At 70.1% G+C, this 17672-nt stretch carries 16 protein-coding genes; 13 read left to right on the top strand and 3 right to left on the bottom strand.

The features are described 5' to 3' along the window. Nucleotides 1–26 precede the first annotated feature (26 nt). The gene (locus O5M90_RS14590; protein WP_269839313.1) at nucleotides 27–923 is read left to right on the top strand and encodes a LysR family transcriptional regulator ArgP; all 897 of its coding nucleotides are present in this window, start codon (nucleotides 27–29) and stop codon (nucleotides 921–923) included. Between the two features lie 20 nt (nucleotides 924–943). Here O5M90_RS14590 and O5M90_RS14585 read toward each other — a convergent pair whose 3' ends face one another. Then, nucleotides 944–1585 carry an RpiB/LacA/LacB family sugar-phosphate isomerase gene (locus tag O5M90_RS14585; protein WP_262968835.1) on the bottom strand — a complete coding sequence of 214 codons (642 nt, stop codon included), beginning with the start codon at nucleotides 1583–1585 and terminating at the stop codon, nucleotides 944–946. Nucleotides 1586–1950: 365 nt separating this feature from the next. Between O5M90_RS14585 and gspG the strand changes: the two genes are divergently transcribed. The 12 genes from gspG (at nucleotide 1951) to O5M90_RS14525 (ending at nucleotide 15495) form a co-directional block, all read left to right on the top strand. Then, nucleotides 1951–2397, top strand: coding sequence for a type II secretion system major pseudopilin GspG (gene gspG, locus O5M90_RS14580; RefSeq protein WP_269839312.1), 447 nt, complete (start codon nucleotides 1951–1953; stop codon nucleotides 2395–2397). Continuing rightward, nucleotides 2394–3614, top strand: coding sequence for a type II secretion system F family protein (locus O5M90_RS14575; protein ID WP_269839311.1), 1221 nt, complete (start codon nucleotides 2394–2396; stop codon nucleotides 3612–3614). The genes gspG and O5M90_RS14575 overlap by 4 nt, the downstream gene beginning before the upstream one ends. After that, nucleotides 3611–5149 carry a GspE/PulE family protein gene (locus O5M90_RS14570; RefSeq protein WP_269839310.1) on the top strand — a complete coding sequence of 513 codons (1539 nt, stop codon included), beginning with the start codon at nucleotides 3611–3613 and terminating at the stop codon, nucleotides 5147–5149. Before O5M90_RS14575 ends, O5M90_RS14570 begins: the two co-directional genes overlap by 4 nt. Then, nucleotides 5142–6521 (top strand): hypothetical protein, encoded by a 1380-nt coding sequence (locus tag O5M90_RS14565; RefSeq protein ID WP_269839309.1) that lies wholly within the window; start codon nucleotides 5142–5144, stop codon nucleotides 6519–6521. Before O5M90_RS14570 ends, O5M90_RS14565 begins: the two co-directional genes overlap by 8 nt. Then, the gene (locus tag O5M90_RS14560) at nucleotides 6518–7078 is read left to right on the top strand and encodes a GspMb/PilO family protein (RefSeq protein ID WP_269839308.1); all 561 of its coding nucleotides are present in this window, start codon (nucleotides 6518–6520) and stop codon (nucleotides 7076–7078) included. Before O5M90_RS14565 ends, O5M90_RS14560 begins: the two co-directional genes overlap by 4 nt. After that, a complete protein-coding gene (locus O5M90_RS14555; RefSeq protein ID WP_269839307.1) occupies nucleotides 7075–7608 on the top strand; it encodes a hypothetical protein in 534 nt (177 codons plus the stop codon). Before O5M90_RS14560 ends, O5M90_RS14555 begins: the two co-directional genes overlap by 4 nt. After that, nucleotides 7608–9794, top strand: a complete 2187-nt coding sequence (locus tag O5M90_RS14550; protein WP_269839306.1) for a secretin N-terminal domain-containing protein — start codon at nucleotides 7608–7610, stop codon at nucleotides 9792–9794. Before O5M90_RS14555 ends, O5M90_RS14550 begins: the two co-directional genes overlap by 1 nt. 7 nt (nucleotides 9795–9801) lie before the next feature. Next, a complete protein-coding gene (locus O5M90_RS14545) occupies nucleotides 9802–10269 on the top strand; it encodes a type II secretion system protein (RefSeq protein WP_137942552.1) in 468 nt (155 codons plus the stop codon). Between the two features lie 4 nt (nucleotides 10270–10273). Next, complete coding sequence (locus tag O5M90_RS14540) at nucleotides 10274–10654, top strand: type II secretion system protein (protein WP_137942553.1); 381 nt, start codon at nucleotides 10274–10276, stop codon at nucleotides 10652–10654. Then, nucleotides 10641–11192 carry a hypothetical protein gene (locus tag O5M90_RS14535; RefSeq protein ID WP_137942554.1) on the top strand — a complete coding sequence of 184 codons (552 nt, stop codon included), beginning with the start codon at nucleotides 10641–10643 and terminating at the stop codon, nucleotides 11190–11192. Before O5M90_RS14540 ends, O5M90_RS14535 begins: the two co-directional genes overlap by 14 nt. Nucleotides 11193–11462: 270 nt before the next feature. Beyond that, on the top strand, nucleotides 11463–12179 hold the full coding sequence (locus O5M90_RS14530) for an NF038120 family PEP-CTERM protein (protein WP_262968853.1): 717 nt from the start codon (nucleotides 11463–11465) through the stop codon (nucleotides 12177–12179). Between the two features lie 46 nt (nucleotides 12180–12225). Continuing rightward, nucleotides 12226–15495 (top strand): S8 family serine peptidase, encoded by a 3270-nt coding sequence (locus O5M90_RS14525; RefSeq protein ID WP_269839305.1) that lies wholly within the window; start codon nucleotides 12226–12228, stop codon nucleotides 15493–15495. Nucleotides 15496–15579: 84 nt separating this feature from the next. Here O5M90_RS14525 and O5M90_RS14520 read toward each other — a convergent pair whose 3' ends face one another. Together O5M90_RS14520 and O5M90_RS14515 are read right to left on the bottom strand one after the other, a co-directional pair. Then, nucleotides 15580–16026, bottom strand: a complete 447-nt coding sequence (locus tag O5M90_RS14520; protein ID WP_269839304.1) for a hypothetical protein — start codon at nucleotides 16024–16026, stop codon at nucleotides 15580–15582. Between the two features lie 38 nt (nucleotides 16027–16064). Next, on the bottom strand, nucleotides 16065–17669 hold the full coding sequence (locus O5M90_RS14515) for a phytase (RefSeq protein WP_269839303.1): 1605 nt from the start codon (nucleotides 17667–17669) through the stop codon (nucleotides 16065–16067). Nucleotides 17670–17672 lie beyond the last annotated feature (3 nt).

Genomic DNA, 17672 nt, shown 5'->3' with positions numbered 1-17672 from the left:
AAATCGAGTTTAGGAAAACTAATCAGATGCTGGACTACGCCGCGCTCTCTGCGCTGGCCGCCGTGATGCGGGAGGGAAGTTTTGAGCGCGCGGCGCGCGCGCTCCATGTCACGCCCTCGGCGATTTCCCAGCGCATCCGCCTGCTGGAGGAGCGGGTCGGCTGCGCGCTGGTGATACGCGAGCAGCCCTGCCGCGCGACCGAGACGGGGCGCCGGCTGTGCCAGCATGTGGATCAGGTGCGCCTGCTGGAGCAGGACCTGCATACCGCGCTGCCGGCCCTGTCAGCGGATGCGCCGGCGCGCGTGCCGCTGCCGATCGCCGTCAATGCCGATAGCCTCGCGACCTGGGCCGCCCCCGCGCTCGCCAGCTTCGCGGCGGACAGCCCGGTGCTGCTGGAAGTGCTGGTGGACGACCAGGACCACACCAGCGAGCGCCTGCGCAGCGGCGCGGTGCTGGCCGCCGTGACGGCGGCGGCGCGGCCCGCCGCCGGCTGCAACAGCCGGCCGCTGGGCGCGATGCGCTACCGCGCCGCCGCGAGCCCCGCCTTCATGCAGCGCTATTTCGCGGACGGCGTCGGCGCCGGCAGCCTGGCACGGGCGCCCAGCCTGGTCTTCAATACCAAGGACGAGCTGCAGGCCAGCTGGGCACGGCGCCTGTGCCACCGGCATGTGGAACTGCCGCGGCATACCCTGCCGTCCTCCCATGCCTTTGTGAGCGCCGCAGCGGCGGGCATGGGCTGGGGCCTGCATCCGGAATCGATGATCGCCCGTCAGCTGAGCGAGGGCAGCCTGGTCGAGCTGGTGCCCGACACACCGCTGGATGTCGCCCTCTACTGGCAGCACGCCCGCGCGGCCTCCGGGCTGCTGGACCGCCTGACCGGCGCCGTGCTGTCAGCGGCCCGCGAGGCCTTGCTGGCGCCCTGAGGGACGCCGCGCTGCTTGCCTCAGGCGCCCAGCACGCGGCGGATATGGCCGGCGATGGCGTCGTCCTGGCAATTCGGGAAGAACAGCTCCTGGAACTTCTCGCCCGACACGGTGGCCTTCAGCAGGTCCTGGTCCACTGTCTTCAGCACGCTCAGCATGTCCTTGCACGAGGCGGCCTTCAGGTCCTTCAGGATGCCGCGGTTCTTGGCCATGATGGCGGCGCGCTCCTTCGGGTAGCCGACGCCGCGCTCGTGCTCGAACAGCTTGCGGTAGCAGTCCTGCAGATTCAGTTCGGCCGCCCAGCCGAAACCCTTGGCGTAAGGCATGGACAGGCAGTTGCCGTCGTTGATCTGGCCGAACAGAAAGGCATCGGTCGGGTCGATCACCAGGCCGCAGAACACGCCGGGCATGGCATTGCAGGCCAGCATCGAACCCATGCCGGTGCCGCAGCCGGTGACGACGAAATCGGCCGCCTTCGAGTTCAGCAGGATGCCGGCCAGCAGGCCGTTCATCACATAGGTCAGCGAGGCCTTGTCCTCGGGGGTGTACATGCCGTAGTGGTGCACGGCATGTCCGAGCGGCTCGGTGACGGTCTTCAGCGCATTGAAGACGGTGTCGGACTTGGCCGCTTGGCTGTTTTCGATGATGAGCGCGATTTTCATGAGAGGTGACTTTCTGAGTCGAACGAAGGGAAGCAGGCGAGCATCGCCTGGTGCATGGGCCGCTACGCCACAGGCCAGAGGGCCTGGGCGCGGGCCGTCATGCCAGGTGCAATCCCAGGGAAGGGCAAGACTGCATGGTCAGAAAGTTCCACCTGGCTAACCGCGCACCTCGGCCAAAGGCGAGGCGCTGGCGCTGGGGGGCATTGTGCCGTTCTTGTGACGCTCTTGCTGCGGCCGGTGCTCGGGCCATTTGTCATTTTTGGCCGTTACATTGCGGAGTCCCACCGCGAACACGGGGAGCGCAAGCCCTGATTGCGAGCCTCTGATCGGCGTGGAATAGTCGCCGGCTCAGTTTTCAAATTGTCATGTCACGATCCCCTGTCTTCAATTCGTCACACAGCCCTGCAAGCCGGACCGCTGGCTTCACGCTGCTGGAACTGCTGGTGGTGATGGTCATCATCGGCCTGCTGGCCGGCTATGTGGGCCCGAAGTTCTTTGGCCAGATCGGCAAGTCCGAGGTCAAGGCGGCGCGTGCGCAGATCGACGGCCTGTCCAAGGCACTGGACCAGTACCGCATCGAGGTCGGCCGCTACCCGAGCACCGAGCAGGGCTTGGCGGCCCTGGTCAGCAAACCCGGCGAGGAGCCGCGCTGGGGCGGGCCCTATCTGAGCAAGGCCGTGCCCAAGGACCCCTGGCGCAATGACTACCAGTACCGCTCGCCGGGCGAACATGGCGACTACGATCTGTTCTCGCTGGGCCGCGACGGCCGCCCCGGCGGCGAAGGCGAGGATGCCGATCTGACCAACTGGTGAGATCGCTCGCGCCCTCCATGCCGCAGTACCAGATCCGTATCTTTCATCCCCAGCTGGGGGTGCAGTCGCGGCGCATCGAGGCGCCGGACCGGCAGTCGCTGGCCGGCTTGGCCGGCGTCGCGCCGCAGCATCTGCTGGAGGTGGAGGAGTTGTCAGGGGGCGCCGAGCGCCCCAAGCGCGGCGGCCGCGGCAAGCGCTTTCCGCTGCAGCTCTTCAGCCAGGAGCTGGCCGTGCTGTTGGATGCCGGCATCGCGCTGCTGGAGGCGCTGACCACCTTGCGCGAGAAGGAGGCCAACCCGGCCGTGCGCGCGGCGCTGGATGGTGTGATCGAGGCGGTGCAGCAGGGCCGGCCTTTGTCGGCCGCGATGCAAGCCCAGCCCCAGGCCTTCGACGAGCTGGTCTGCGCCATCGTCGCGGCCAATGAGCGCACCGGCCAGCTCAGCGCCGCGCTGGCCCAGCACGCGCGCTACCTGGCCTGGGTCGAGAGTCTGCGCTCGCGCCTGATCGCGGCCTGCGTCTATCCCGCCATGCTGCTGCTGGTCGGCGGCGCGGTGATCCTGTTTCTGCTGCTCTTCGTGCTGCCGCGCTTTGCCGGCATCCTGGACGGTCTGGGCAATGAGCTGCCCTGGGCCTCGCGCGCGCTGATCAGCTTCGGCCAGACGGCCGGCAGCCAGCCGCTGCTGGTGCTGGGTGGCCTCGCGCTGATGCTGGGGTCGGGTCTTGCGCTGTGGCGCCATGCCGGCCTGAGGCAGCGCCTGCAGGCCTCGCTGTGGACCCTGCCGGGTCTCGGCCCGAGATTGCGCGTGCTCGCGCTGGCGCGGCTGTACCGCAGCATGGGCATGCTGCTGGGCTCGGGTGTGCCGGTGCTGGCGGCGCTGCGCATCGTCGAGGGCGTCGTGGCCCTGCCCTGGCGCGCGGCGGTGGCCGCAGCGGCCGAGCAGGTGGCCCAGGGCGGACGTTTTTCGGATGCGCTGGAAGACCAGGGCCTGGCGACGCCGGTGGCGCGCCGCATGGTGCGGGTCGGCGAGCGCAGCGGCGAGCTGCCGGCGATGCTGGAGCGTGCGGCGGCCTTTCATGACGAGGAGGCGGTGCGCCTGACCGAGCTGCTGACCCGGGCCATCAACCCGGCGCTGATGCTGGTCATGGGCGTGCTGATCGGCGGCATCATCGTGCTGATGTATCTGCCGATCTTTCAATTGGTGGAGCAAGTCCAGTGAGCGCCGTCGTTCATTCCCTTTCGGACTTCCTGCCGGCCGAGCAAGGCCCCTGGCATCTGGACTTCGAGCGTTGGCCGCAGGCCCAGGCGCAGCGCTGGCGTGCGGTGCTGGCGGTCGGTGCGGGCGGCCGCGCGATGCTGCTGGCCGAGCGCGACCCCGATGCGCTGCTGCTGCAAAGCATAGAGACGAGGCTGCAGCAGCCGGTGCGCTGGCTGCGCTGCGAGGCGGCCGCGGTCGAGCATTGGCTGGGCGCGGGCGAGGCGGACTTCCGCGCGCTCTCCGATGTCGAGGAAGCGGTGGCCACCGGCGAGGCCGGCGCCGGCACCGAGGAGCTGTCGGCGCTGCGCATGTCCGAGCAGGCCTCGCCGGTCGTGCGCCTGCTCAACGCCACCCTGTACGACGCATTGCAGGACGGCGCCAGCGATGTGCATATCGAGTGCACGGTGCGCGGTGCGGTCATACGTTTCCGTGTCGACGGGGTCATGGCCATGGTGCGCACCGTCGAGGGCGCGGCGGTGGCCGAGCAGCTGGTGTCGCGGCTGAAGGTGATGTCCGAGCTGGACATCGGCGAGCGCCGACTGCCGCAGGATGGCCGCTTCAAGCTCAAGGTGCAGGGTCGCGAGGTCGACTTCCGCCTCTCCATCATGCCCAGCGTGTTCGGCGAGGACGCGGTCGTGCGGGTGCTGGACCGCGCCCGCATCGAGCAGGCCGGCGGCCAGCTGACGCTGGACGCGCTGGGCTTTGATGCCGACGAACGCGCCGCGATCCGCGCCCAGGCGCGCCAGCCGCACGGCATGCTCTTGGTGACCGGCCCGACCGGCAGCGGCAAGACCACCACCCTGTACGCTACGCTGGCCGAGATCCACACTGGCACCGACAAGATCATCACGATCGAGGACCCGGTCGAGTACCAGCTGGCCGGCGTCGTGCAGATCCCGGTCAACGAGAAGAAGGGTCTGACCTTCTCGCGCGGCCTGCGCTCCATCCTGCGCCACGACCCCGACCGCGTGATGGTGGGCGAGATTCGCGATGCCGAGACCGCCCAGATCGCGGTGCAGGCGGCGCTGACCGGTCACCTGGTGTTCTCGACGGTCCATGCCAACAATGCCTTCGATGTGATCGGTCGCTTCATGCATATGGGGCTGGACCTCTACAACGTGGTCTCGGCACTTAACGCGGTGCTGGCCCAGCGTCTGGTGCGGCTGAACTGCAGCCATTGCGCCCGGCCCTACGAACCCGAGGCCGCGACCCTGGCCCGCCATGGCCTGAAGCCCGACGCCGGCCATCGCTTCATGCGCGGCGAGGGCTGCGGCCATTGCCGCGGCAGCGGCTATCGCGGCCGGCGTGCGGTGGCCGAGCTGCTGAAGCTCGACGATGGCCTGCGCGACCTGATCGCGGCGCGCGCGCCGATGTCGCAGATCAAGGAAGCCGCGCGTGCCCGCGGCATGAAGCCGCTGCGCGCGATGGCGCTCGAGGCGGTCTGCCGCGGCGTCACCACTTTCGAGGAACTCGAGCGTGTCACCCTCGATGAATAGCACCCCGGGGATCAAGGGTCACGGGCTCAAGGGTCAGGTCTTGCGCTGGCGCCGGGGTCTGGGTGCCCGCGTCGCCAAGCCCAGCCTGCTGTGGCTGACGGCCGAAGGCCTGGACCCCGCCGCGCATGCGGGCCGGGCCTTGGAGCTGGTGGCCTCCGAACATCTGCTGCAGCATCTGATCTGCGAGCCGGGTCTGCCGCTGGCCGACGAGTCCGCGCTGCAGGCCTATGCGCGCCAGCTTTTCGGCCACTATTTCGGCGCGGCCGCGCAGCGCTGGGCGCTGGCCGGTTGGCGGGTGGAGGGCGCGGCGGGCGTCAGCGCCCTGCACGGGCTGGATCTCCAGGCCTTGCGCCAGGGCCTGGACGCGCACCAGGTCAGCCTGCGCGGCCTGCGTCCGGCCTGGGCGGCGGTGCTGCAGACCGTATCGGCCGAGCAGCCCGACTGGCTGCGCGCGCCGCAGGCGGCGCTGGCCTGGGTCGAGGGCGGCCTGCTGAGCTGGCTGGCGCTGCGTGCCGGCGTGGTCCATGAGCTGCGCCACCAGCGCCTGGCCGCGCCCACCGTGCTGGCCCTGCATGAGGCGCTGGCCGAGATCAAGGGCCAGGCCAGCAACGCGGCGACGCAGGTGCTGCTGCAGGGCTACGGGCTCGATACCGCCCAGATGCCGGCGCTGCCGGGTGTGCGCCAGCTGGCGCCGCTGGATGCGGCCGCACCCAAGCCGGCCTGGTTTGAGCCGCCGGCACAGCCGCGCGGTGCGCTGCCGCGTCCCGACTTCGCCGCCGACAGCGCACCGCGCTCGCGGCTGGGCTGGCCGCTGGCGCTGTGCGGCGCGCTGGTGCTGGCCACCGCCTTGTGGAGCGCCTGGGACAGCCGTGAGCAGCTGGGCGCCGCGCAGCAGCGCGTGGCCGCGCTGTCGGCCCAGCTGCAGCGCCAGCCAGCCCCGCCGCGACTCGACCCGGCCGCCCAGCGCGGTGCCGCGCGCGCCCAGGCCGTGCTGGACCAGGAGCGGCTGCGCGCCGCCACCGAGGTGCAGGCGCTGCTGCAAACGCCCTGGGGGCCGCTGCTGAGCCATGTGGAGCAGGCCGGCATGGGTGAGCCGCCGGAGCAGGGCATCAGCTGGCTGGGCCTGGACTACACGGCGCTGCGCCGCGAGCTGCGCCTGGACGGGCTGGCCGGCGATCAGGCCCTGGCCTTGCAGCTGGTCGAGCGCCTGAGCGCCGCGCCGGGCTGGACCGATGTGGTGCTGAGCCGCTTCCAGACCGCCGGCGAGGGGCTGGTGGGCCAGCGCTTCGATCTGGGCGCCAAGCTGCGGCCCGAGCTGCTGCGCGACGATCTGCCGCGCGTCTCGCGCTCCAAACCGGTGACCCAGCCATGAAGATGATGAGCATCGCCTCGATGCAGCAATCGCTGCGCGCGCTGCGCTGGCCCGGCCTGCTGGGGCTGGCCGCGCTCGCGTTGGCGGCGCTGCTGGAGCTGGGCCTGACCCAGCGCTGGCAGGCCCAGAGCGACGAGTTGCAGGCCACGGCCGAGCGCCTGCAGCGCCAGCTTCGCCTGCAGCGCGCCAGCGGTGCCGGCCCCGAAGCCACGCTGCAGAGCTGGCAACTGGCCCTGCCCGATGCCGACCAGCGCCAGCAGCGTCTGGCCGATCTGCTGGAGCAGGGCCTGCGCGCCGGGCTGCTCAGCAGCCGCACCGAACATCGCCTGAGCATCGATGCGACGGCCGGCCTGGAGCGGCTGCGCGTCAGCATGCCGGTGCAAGGCGGCTATGCCCAGCTGCGCGGCTTTATCGAAGCGGCGCTGCGCCAAGACCCGGCGCTGAGCCTGGACAGCCTGAAGCTGCGCCGCGCCAGCCCGGCCGCCGCGCAGATCGATGCCGAGCTGGTCTGGTCGCTGCATGCGCGGCATCACAGTGTGGACGGGAGCAAGCCATGAGTGGCCCCAGCCAATCGGTGACGCCGCGCCAGGTGCTGCTGGCCGCCGCGCTGGCGGCGGCCCTGGCCGCGACCATGTGGGCGGCCCAGATCGAGGAGACGGCCGACGAGCCGGTGGCGCTGGCGCGCCCGAAAACGGCGGGGGCAGCAGCGGCGGCCAGCGCGGCGCCGCCGCCGTCCCGGGCACCTTGGGCCCAGGTCGAGCGCGCGCCCTGGCCCGAGGCCCCGCAGGCCCAGCTGGCCGCCTGGGGGCCGCCACCGCCGCCACCCGCGCCGCCACCGGCCCCGGCGCCACCTCCGGAGGCCGCGCCAGCGCCGGTGGCCCCGGCTTTTCCTTACCAGCTGATCGGTCGACTGGAGGAGGGCGGCGTCAGCCAGGCCCTGCTGTCGGCCGGCAACCGCAGCCTCAATGCCAAGGCCGGCGATGTGATCGACGGCCAGTGGCGGGTCGAGCGCGTCGGCCCCAACGGACTCGGTCTGCTCTGGCTGCCCGGCCAGCAGTCCCAAACCATCACCTTCCGTCCCTCATGATGTCCACCCTGCGATCCCACCGACTTGCCTGGCTGCTGATCATGGCCCTGGCCGGCTGTGCCAACCCGGTGCTGCGCGAGGCCGAGGAACTGACCCGTACCAACCAGCTGCCCCAGGCCCATGCGGTGCTGGAAAAAGCCCTGAGCCAGACGCCCACCGACGCCGCGCTGCGCGCCGCCGAGATGCGCACCCGCGAGCAGCTCAATGCGCGGCTGCTGATGCAGATCGAGGGCCTGCGGGCTTCCGGCCGCTGGGACGAGGCCCGCGAGGCGGTGCAGCGCCTGCGCGAGCTCGACCCGCGCCATCCGCGCCTGGTCTGGTTCGAGGCCGAGATCGCCCGTGGCCAGAGCCAGGAGAGCAAGCTGGCCGAAGCCCGCCGGCACTTGCGCGAGAACCGGCTGACGCGCGCCGAGGCGCTGGCCCATGAGATCGTGGCCGAGACGCCCAGTCACCCGGGCGCCCGCCTGCTGCTGGCGCAGATCGCCCAGGCGCGGCCGCTGGAGGCGCTGACCGGCGAGCTCGGCGCGGCCTTCCAGAAGCCGGTGACGCTGGAGTTCCGCGAGGCGCCGCTGCGCCAGGTCTTCGAGGCCCTGGCGCGCAGCAGCAATGTCAACTTCGTGTTCGACAAGGATGTGCGCGCCGATGCGAAGGTCACGGTGTTTCTGCGCAATGTATCGATGGACGAGGCGATGCGCGTGATCCTGTCGACCCAGCAGCTGGACCGCAAGCTGCTCAACGACAGCTCGGTGCTGATCTTCCCCAACACCCAGGGCAAGCAGCGCGAGCACCAGGAGCTGATCACCCGCACCCTCTACCTGACCAATGCCGACGTCAAGCAGGTGCAGGCCATGGTGCGCACCATTGCCAAGGTGCGCGACATCCATATCGACGAGCGCCTGAACCTGATGGTGGTGCGCGACACGCCCGAGGTGATGCGTCTGGTCGAGAAGCTGATCGCCTCGGTGGACCTGCCCGAGCCCGAGGTGATGCTGGAGGTCGAAGTGCTGGAGCTGGCAACCGACCGTGTCGACGCGCTGGGCCTGCAATGGCCCAGCGAGGTGCAGTACGGCCTGCCCGGCGTGACCGGCCAGGTGGCGCTGGGTCAGCGCGACAACTTCCGCGCCAGCGTCGCCAACCCGGCCCTGGTCGCCACCGTTCGCGGCACCTCGGGCAATGTCAATCTGCTGGCCAACCCGAAGCTGCGGGTGCGCAACCGCGAGAAGGCCAAGGTCCATATCGGCGAGAAGCTGCCGGTGTTCACGACCACCTCGGCGGTCAATGTCGGCGTCTCGGCCTCGGTGACCTATCTGGACGTGGGCCTGAAGCTCGATGTCGAGCCGACGATACAGCTGGACAACGAAGTCATCATCAAGGTCGGCCTGGAGGTCAGCAATCTGATCCGCCAGGTGTCCGGCCCGGCCGGCTCGGTGGCCTACCAGATCGGCACCCGGCTGACCTCGACCTCGCTGCGTCTGAACGACGGCGAGACCCAGATCCTGGCCGGCCTGATCAATGACGAGGACCGCCGCACCGCCAATGGCGTGCCGGGCCTGTCGACGCTGCCGGTGCTGGGGCGGCTGTTCGGTGTGCAGACCGACACGCGCAACAAGACCGAGGTGGTGATGCTGATCACGCCGCGCATCGTGCGCAATCTGGCCCTGCCCGACTCCGGCCTGACTCGCCTGCCCGGCGGCACCGATGCGATGCCCGGCGCCTACAGCAGCCGCATGCGCAACGAGGCGCGTGCCGGTGTCGGCCTGTCGGGCAGCGCCCAGGCAAGACCTGGCAGCGTCAGCACGGCACCCAGTGCGACACCGGTGGCCCCGGCAGCGGCCGAGGCCGAGGTGGCGCTGAAGCTGGACGTGACGCCCCAGGTGGCGGCCGGCGGCGTCGTCAGCGTGACGCTCAAGCATGACAGCGCCTTCTCGGTGAAGGGCGAGATCGAGTTCGACCCAAGCAAGCTGCAGCCGGCCCAGGCCAGCGCCGGCACGGCCGCCACCGGTCGCCTGCCCTTCGAGCTGACGCCGCGTGGCGAGCGGGTGCTGGTGCTGCGCGTGCTGCCGGCGGCGGCCGGCCAGGTCGTCAATATCGGGGTCGGCGCGCTCAGCGCCGCCGGCCTGAATGGCGAAACCCCGCCGGTGCGTTTGGATGGCACGGGCATGGTCGCGGTCGAAGCTGCGCGCTGATACCGCCATGCGCGTTCGCGGCTTCACGCTCATCGAGATGCTGGTGGTGCTGGCCATGCTGGCCGTGCTGGCCGGTGCGGCGCGGCCGCTTTTGCAGGTCTCGGTGCAGCGCAGCCAGGAGTTCCAGCTGCGCGAGGCGCTGCGCCAGATCCGTGGCGGGCTCGATGCCTACAAGCGCGCGGCCGAGGCCGGGCAGATCCAGCTGAGCCCCGAGGACAGCGGCTACCCGCATGAGCTGATGGATCTAGTGCGCGGCGTGCCCGATGCGAAATCGCCCGAGGGCCGCAAGCTCTATTTCCTGCGCCGCCTGCCGCGCGACCCCTTTGCCGAGGCGACGCTGGAGCCGGCGCAGACCTGGGGCCTGCGCGCGGCCGACAGTCCGCCCGACGAACCGCGCCCGGGGCGCGATGTCTTCGATGTCTATTCGCAGTCCGAGCGCCGCGGGCTCGACGGCAGCCGCTACAGGGATTGGTGAGGCGATGAAGCGCAGCCGTGGGTTTACGCTGATCGAGCTGATCGTCGTGATGGCCATCGTCGCCTTGCTGGCCTCGATCGCCGCGCCGCGCTATTTCCTGAGCCTGGAGAAGTCCAAGGAGACGGCGCTGCGCAGCTCGCTGACGGTGATGCGCGACGCGATCGACCAGTTCGCTGCCGACAAGGGGCGCTACCCCGACACGCTGGAGGAGCTGGCCAGCGCGCGCTATCTGCGCGAGATTCCCGAGGACCCGGTGGCCGGTGCGCGCGATGCCTGGGTCGAGCTGGGGCCGCCGCCCGACGCGCAGATCAAGGGCCAGCTCTACGATGTGCGCAGCGGCGCGGCCGGCCGCGCCAGCGATGGGCGGCTCTATGCGGACTGGTAGCCGGCAGCCGCAGGGCTTTACCTATCTGGGCATGTTGTTCTTCGTGGCGATCACGGCCGCCGCGATGGCGGCGCTGGGGCAGAGCTGGACCACGGCGGCGCAGCGCGAGCGCGAGCGCGAGCTGGAGTTCCGCGGCCAGGAGATCGCGCGCGCGATCGCCAGTTATCTGAAGGCCGGCGTGCCGACTGCGCCCGGCCAGGATGCCGCAGCGGGCGCGGCGGCCGGCGCGGTCGGCAGCCATCCGCGCAGCTTCGAGGACTTGCTGGTCGACCGGCGCGGCATCAAGCCGCGCCACCATCTGCGCCGTGCCTATGTCGACCCGATGACCGGCAAGCCGGACTGGGTGCTGGTGCCGGCGCCGACCGATCCCCAGGGTTTCCACGCGGTTCACAGTCGCGCCGAACAGACACTGCTGCGGCGCATCAGCCCCGATGGCGAGCAAGCCTCGCGCGCCAGCGACTGGCTGTTCAGCGCCGCTGCGGCCGAGGGCGCGGCAAAACCTGACCCCGCTGCCTCGGCGGCGAGTGCGCCGCTATAACCGATCCGTCCCGTCCGGGACTTGATGACAGCTCCGTGAAAACCCGCCTCCCCCTAGCCTGCGGGGGTGGGCAAGTGGGGATTTCAAGTGAATTTGTCACGGCCAGAATCCAGCGCTCAACACGGAGCGGGGTGGATTGCCGCACTCGGTGTTGAACGGCAAAGCGATCACGATCGACTGCGCGAGCCCTGGTACCGCCGGGGCCTCGTCACATGCCACACCGCGGTGCGAAACAACACCATCATCATTGGTCACAGAGTGAGGTTTTCGATGCAGAAGAAATTTGTCAGCAAGGCGCTGGTCTCGGCGGTGTTCGCCGCCTGCGCCGCCATGTCATCCGCGCAGGCTGCGGTGATCGACTTTGACGGCCCGGAGATCGACAACCTGGTCTCGTCCATCTTTGCAGGTGACGAGTCCTTCAGCCACCATGGCTTCACGCTGACGGCACTGGATCCTTTCGGCCAGGGCGCTGCCGGCGCGATCGGCTTTCCCGACAGCTGCGTGGTCGCGGACTGCCCGCTCGGCGCCGCCGGCAACTACTACCTCGGCCTGAATGACGGCGCGCTGGCCATCAGCCATGGCGCCGGCCTGGCGTTCAAGCTGAGCAGCTTTGATGCCTCCTTTGTCGCGCCCGTGGTGGCTTCCACCGGTGATGTCGAGTTCGCGCGTATCGTGCTGAGCGGCGTGTCCGGCGGCCAGACCTATCAAACCAGCTTCCTGCTGCCCGGCCAGGGCGAGGACAACCGCTATCACTTCTCGAGCTTTGCCTCGCTGGGTGCCTTCGCGGCGCTGAACTTCACCGAGCTGCGCGTCTCGACCTGCCTGATCAATCTCGGCGGCGACTGCGTGGCCGACGGCAGCCGCCAGGCCCAGTTCGCGCTGGACAACCTGAACGTCACGGCGGTGCCCGAGCCCGCCACCTGGGGCCTGATGGCTCTCGGCCTCGTGGGCATCGGCGCGATCCGCCGTCGCCAGGCCGCCCGCTGAACACACCCTGGTCGCTATCCGCGTCACCAAGAAGGAACACCATCCCATGAAGATTCGCTCGAACCCGCGGCTGACCCGCCTGGCCGCTGCCGTGCTGCTGACCGGCCTGACCGCTGCCGCCGTCGCCCAGGAGGCACGTCGCCCCTATATCGTGCAACTGGCCGCCGCGCCGGCCGCCTCCTATACCGGCGGCGTCGCCGGTCTGGCCGCGACCAAGCCGGCTCAGGGCACGCGCCTGGATGCGTCGGCCGCCAACGTGCAGGCCTATATCAGCTATCTGGACCAGCAGCAGAACAAGATCACCGCCACGCTGCCGGCCATGCACAAGCTGTATGACTACAAGCTGGCCTTCAACGGCTTCGCCGCCCTGCTGACCGAGGCCGAGGCCCGCAGCCTGCTGAGCAATGCGGCGGTGGCCGCCGTCACGCTGGACGAGCCGCGCCAGCTCGACACCAACTACACGCCCGGCTTCATCGGTCTGACCCAGCCCGGCGGCCTGTGGTCGCAGCTCGGCGGCCCGACCGGCACGACCAGCCAGGCCGGTGCCGGCGAGAACATCATCGTCGGCGTCATCGACGGCGGCATCTGGCCGGAAAGCCCGTCCTTCGCCGACAAGGTGGACGCCAATGGCGTGCCCACTTTCGACGCTGCCGGCGCCCTGGTCTATGGCCCGCCGCCGGCCCACTGGCAAGGCGTTTGCGAGACCGGCGAAGGCTTCGGTCCCGAGAACTGCAATAACAAGCTGATCGGTGCGCGGGCCTTCCGCAGCGTGATCAGCCTGCCCGACGGCTCCATCAATCCGGCCTTCAAGATCCACCCGTCCGAGTTCGTCTCGCCGCGCGATAACGGAGGTCACGGCACCCATGTGGCCAGCACGGCCGCCGGCAATGCCAATGTGACCGGCTATATGGACGGCGGCTTCGCCACCGGCGCCAGCAAGGTCGAGGGCATCGCCGGCATCGCTCCGCGCGCCCGCGTCGCCAGCTACAAGGTCTGCTGGTCGCGTCTGGACCCGGCCACCACCCGCCCCGATCCGCGCTGGCCCGACCATGCCAACGGCTGCTACGGCGCCGACTCGATCGCCGCGATCAACCGCGCGATCGCCGACGGCGTCCATGTGCTGAACTACTCGATCAGCGGCTCGGCTACCAATATCGCCGACCCGGTTGATGTGGCCTTCAAGGGCGCGACCGATGCAGGCATCTTTGTGGCCGCCTCGGCCGGCAATAGCGGCCCGGCCAACCAGGTCAATCACCTCGGCCCGTGGATGACCACGGTGGGCAATTCCACCCACGACCGCCTGTTCGCCGGCACGGTCACGCTGGGCAATGGCGCCAGCTACGTCGGCGCCTCGAGCAACCCGGCCACGCCCAGCAGCGATCTGATCCTGGCCGAGAACGCCGGCATCGACGGCCTGTCGGTCAGCGACCAGGCGCGCTTGAAGGAATGCTTCGGCATGGCCGACGCCAACGCCGTCGTGGGCGGCGCCCCCTGGGTCAAGAAGAGCCTGCTGGACCCGGCCAAGGTCGCCGGCAAGCTGCTGGTCTGCAACCGCGGCAACAATGTGCTGGTCAACAAGAGCGCCAACGGCAAGGATGCCGGTGCGGCCGGCGTGATCATCGCGAACGTGGCCGGTGGCAACAACACCATCATCAACCAGGGCCATCTGCTGTCCACCGTCCATGTGACGGCGGCCGACGGCGATGCGATCAAGGCCTATATGGCGGCCAATGTCGGCAGCGCGACCGGCGGCCTGGGCAATCTGCAGGCCATCAAGGATCTCAGCGTCGCCGCCCCGGCGATGGCCGATGGCTCCTCGCGCGGCCCCAACCAGGGCAATCTGAATGTGCTGAAGCCCGATGTCACGGCGCCCGGCACCTCCATTCTGGCGGCCTACACGCCGGCCTACAGCTATGCGGACCGCGACGGCATCGTCGCCGGCACCACCGAGGCCATCCCCGACTGGTCGCTGCTGTCGGGCACCTCGATGTCCAGCCCGCACATCGCCGGCATGGCCGCGCTGCTCAAGCACAAGCACCCCAGCTGGTCGCCGGCGGCGATCCGCTCGGCCTTGATGACCACCGGCATCGATGTGGTCAACACACTGACCGGCATGCAGCAGGGTCGTCTGCCCTGGGGCCAGGGCGCAGGTTTCGCCCAGCCCACCAAGGCGGCCGATCCGGGTCTGGTCTATGACATCGCAGCAGCCGACTACAACAAGTTCCTGTGCGGCGTCGGCGTCACGCCGCCGGGCGGCGTGGCTTGCGGCACCATCGGCAGCATCCAGCCCTACAACCTGAATCTGCCCTCGTTGACCGCGGCCAGCGTGTTCGGCAGCATCACGCTGACCCGCACGGTGACCAATGTCTCGGGCCAGGCCTCGACCTATAACGCCAGCATCGCGGTGCCGGGCTTCGACGCGGTGGTCACGCCGTCGACGTTGAACCTGGCGGCCGGTGAGAGCAAGAGCTTCTCGGTCAAGCTGACCCGCACGACAGCAGCGCAGAACGCCTGGAACTATGGCTCGCTGACCTGGAGCGACGGCGTCCACAGCGTGCGCAGCCCGGTGACCGCACGTGCGCAGCTGGTCGCGGCGCCGGCCTCGGTGTCGGCCAAGACCGCCAGCGGCAACCGCGTGATGACCATCGGCACTGGCTATGCCGGCGCATCGAGCACGCTCAAGGGAGGCCTGAAGCCGGCCACCCGCAGTGCGGATTCGGTGGCTGGCACCAACACCGGAAACGCAGCCACGGTGGCAGCGGCCTGCGCGGCCGGCGGCGGCGCCGGTGTCAAGGTTCAGAACGTCGCGATCCCGGCCGCCACCATGGTGGCGCGCTTCGCGCTGTACAACGAGGACACCTCGGGCTTCCAGGCCGGCGGCCTGGATGATCTGGATCTGGTGATGGTCAATGCGGCCGGCACCCAGGTCGGTTACAGCGGCAATGGCGGCTCCAACGAGGTCATCACACTGACGGCTCCGGCTGCGGGCAACTACAAGGTCTGCACGGTCAGCTATGAGCCCGCCGACGGGGCGGCCAGCGTGGACTACACGCTGTCGTCCTGGGTGGTCGGCAGCAGCGATACCGGTGGCAACTTCCGCGTGCTGATGCCCAGCAATGCGGTGGTGGGCGGCACGGCCTCGGCCACGCTGAGCTGGTCCGGCCTGGCCGCCGGCACCCGCCATCTGGGGGCGGTGTACTACGTGGTCGGTGGTGCCGCGGTCGCCAGCACCCTGGTGTCGGTCGACACCGCTGCCCCGGTTCCGGCCAGCGCCGAGCTGAGCCCGACCAAGGGCCAGGGCGCCAACCAGCACTGATCAGCAGACCGCTGCCTCCGTTCTCGGGGGCAGGTCTTGCCAAGGCCGCGAGTCGACAGGCTCGCGGCCTTTTTCATGGCTGCGCTATTTCGCGCTGCTGCCGCCGCCGCTGCCCGTGCCCAGCACGCAGCGCCCGGCGCGGCAGACCGCGCCGGGGTCGGTGACCAGGCGGCAGTCCGAGATCATGCCGGCGCGCTGGCTCTCGGCTTGCTCAGCGGCCGTCTGGCGCTGCGCCAGATCCTTCAGCCGGGCCTCGTCGACATTCTTGGTCGACCAGGCCAGATAGCTGCCCGGCCCACCGCAGGCCTTGAAGCCAACCGCGATCGTGCGGCACTGCGAGCCGTCGTCGCAGGGCGCGTCGCCGATCAGGGTCTTGATCTCGGCGTGCAGCTGGGCGCTGGTCTGGGCAGGCTTGTTCATGGACTTGCCAATCGGCTTGGTCAGCGGTTCGGTGGCGCAGGCCAGCAGGCTGCTCAGGCTCAGCAGCAGGGCGGTGCTCCAGCCACGGGGGTAGGTGAGGGGCGATGTCATGGCCTGATACTGGCCCATGCACGGCGGCCGCGCAAGCCTCAGCGCAGCCCCAGCGTCTTCGCCACCTCGCGCCAGCCCAGCAGCTTGAAGTTCTGCGTGCCCTGCGGCAGGCGCTTGCGGCCGTCCTGCACGACCAGCAGGCCCTCGGCGTAGGCACCACCGCCCAGATTGGCAGCGCTGACATCCAGGCCATCGGTCTCGGACACGCCGTCGATGCCCAGGCCGGCGTTGATGCCGATGCGCAAGGCGCCGCGCGGCGCATGCGGCGCGTCGGCGTCGAACACCGCGTAGCTGTCATTGCCCTGCGAGGAGACGATCAGATAGCGCCGACCGGGCCCACCCTGATAAATGGCCAGGCCCTCGACATCGGCCTGCAGCGTGGCGCCCACCGGTATCACCAGCTCGGGCAGGCTGTCGGCGCGGTCCAGCGCCAAGCGCCAGACGCCACGTTTCTCCTCGCCGACAAACAGCTGCTGCGTCGCCTCGTCGACCACGCAGCCCTCAGGTTGGCTGGCCAGCCGGATCTCGCGCACGAGCTGACCCCGCCATGCGTCCTTGCCCTGGTGCCGCTCACGCAGCAGGCGGATCTGCTGCACGCGGCCATCCTTGTCGTTGGCGAACACATCGAGCCCGCCGCTGGCGTTGCGGCCGCTGCAGACGCCGTAGATGTCGGACAGGCCGGTCGGCAGCCGCGCCAGCTCGCGCACCCGGCCGCCGCTGCCGATCTCGAACAGCACCAGGCCGGCCTCGTCGCGCTGGGTCGCGACGGCCAGGCCCAGGGTCTTGCCGGGCCCGTAGCGCAGGCCCTGGCGCAGATCGACATTGTTGATGCGGCCCACCGGCAGGAACTGGATCTCGCGGCCCCGCAGGTCATAGACCGCCAGGCCACGCTTTTTGTCGGTGGCCAGGATGCGGCTGTCGGCGGGGCGGCGCGGATGGACCCAGATGGCCGGGTCGTCGGCCGCGTCGCCGGGGCTGGCCACAGGCGTGGTCTGGGCCTGGGCGAGGACGATGGGCAGGGCAGCGCGCGGCTGCTCGGCATGGCTGGCCAGCCAGTCGCCCAGCGCCCGGGCGGCCCGGTCTTCATCAGCCTCGGGCAGGTGTTGCAGCAACTGCCGGCCCTCGCTCTCGGCATCGGCGCCATAGGCCCACAGGCCGACACCGGGCTCGGCGATGTAGAGACGGGCCTCGTCGTCGCGCACCCGGCAGGCGGCCGGCTCCAGCGGCGTGGCCAGGCGGCGCAGCGGCAGGGCTCGGCCCTCGTGCAGCAGCCATTGCTCGCTCAGGCCGCGCTCGCCGAGCAGAAAGACCTGCAGCAGGCCTTGCTGCGCATCGCGGTACAGGCACAGTTGCTCGACCGCGAAGCCCGGCCCGGGCCAGCGGGCCTCGACCGTCAGCCGGCCCTGGCGCGCGCGCACCAGCAGCAGCTCGGCGCTGTCGGCGTCCTGCAGCAGGGCCAGGCGGCTGCCGTCGGGCAGGGCGCGCTGGTCCCAGCGCTTGGCGCGCAGGCTCAGGTCTTGCAGGGTCTGACCCTGGGCGTCCAGCAACCGCAGGCCCTTGCTGTCGAGCTGCAGGCTCTGGGCCGGGCTGAGTGTGGCGGTGGCGAGCAGGGCCAGCGCCAGCAAGGTTCTTTTCATCGTCATCGG

This window comes from Paucibacter sp. M5-1, from assembly GCF_027498415.2.
GTDB lineage: Bacteria > Pseudomonadota > Gammaproteobacteria > Burkholderiales > Burkholderiaceae_C > Roseateles_E.
This window is presented reverse-complemented; position numbering and strand designations above follow the sequence as displayed.

Bases quoted from the DNA above. Each gene is read 5' to 3' on its own strand.
- O5M90_RS14590 (WP_269839313.1), top strand. From the start codon at position 27: ATGCTGGACTACGCCGCGCTCTCTGCGCTGGCCGCCGTGATGCGGGAG.
- O5M90_RS14585 (WP_262968835.1), bottom strand. From the start codon at position 1,585: ATGAAAATCGCGCTCATCATCGAAAACAGCCAAGCGGCCAAGTCCGAC.
- gspG (WP_269839312.1), top strand. From the start codon at position 1,951: ATGTCACGATCCCCTGTCTTCAATTCGTCACACAGCCCTGCAAGCCGG.
- O5M90_RS14565 (WP_269839309.1), top strand. From the start codon at position 5,142: ATGAATAGCACCCCGGGGATCAAGGGTCACGGGCTCAAGGGTCAGGTC.
- O5M90_RS14560 (WP_269839308.1), top strand. From the start codon at position 6,518: ATGAAGATGATGAGCATCGCCTCGATGCAGCAATCGCTGCGCGCGCTG.
- O5M90_RS14555 (WP_269839307.1), top strand. From the start codon at position 7,075: ATGAGTGGCCCCAGCCAATCGGTGACGCCGCGCCAGGTGCTGCTGGCC.
- O5M90_RS14550 (WP_269839306.1), top strand. From the start codon at position 7,608: ATGTCCACCCTGCGATCCCACCGACTTGCCTGGCTGCTGATCATGGCC.
- O5M90_RS14545 (WP_137942552.1), top strand. From the start codon at position 9,802: ATGCGCGTTCGCGGCTTCACGCTCATCGAGATGCTGGTGGTGCTGGCC.
- O5M90_RS14540 (WP_137942553.1), top strand. From the start codon at position 10,274: ATGAAGCGCAGCCGTGGGTTTACGCTGATCGAGCTGATCGTCGTGATG.
- O5M90_RS14535 (WP_137942554.1), top strand. From the start codon at position 10,641: ATGCGGACTGGTAGCCGGCAGCCGCAGGGCTTTACCTATCTGGGCATG.
- O5M90_RS14530 (WP_262968853.1), top strand. From the start codon at position 11,463: ATGCAGAAGAAATTTGTCAGCAAGGCGCTGGTCTCGGCGGTGTTCGCC.
- O5M90_RS14525 (WP_269839305.1), top strand. From the start codon at position 12,226: ATGAAGATTCGCTCGAACCCGCGGCTGACCCGCCTGGCCGCTGCCGTG.
- O5M90_RS14520 (WP_269839304.1), bottom strand. From the start codon at position 16,026: ATGACATCGCCCCTCACCTACCCCCGTGGCTGGAGCACCGCCCTGCTG.
- O5M90_RS14515 (WP_269839303.1), bottom strand. From the start codon at position 17,669: ATGACGATGAAAAGAACCTTGCTGGCGCTGGCCCTGCTCGCCACCGCC.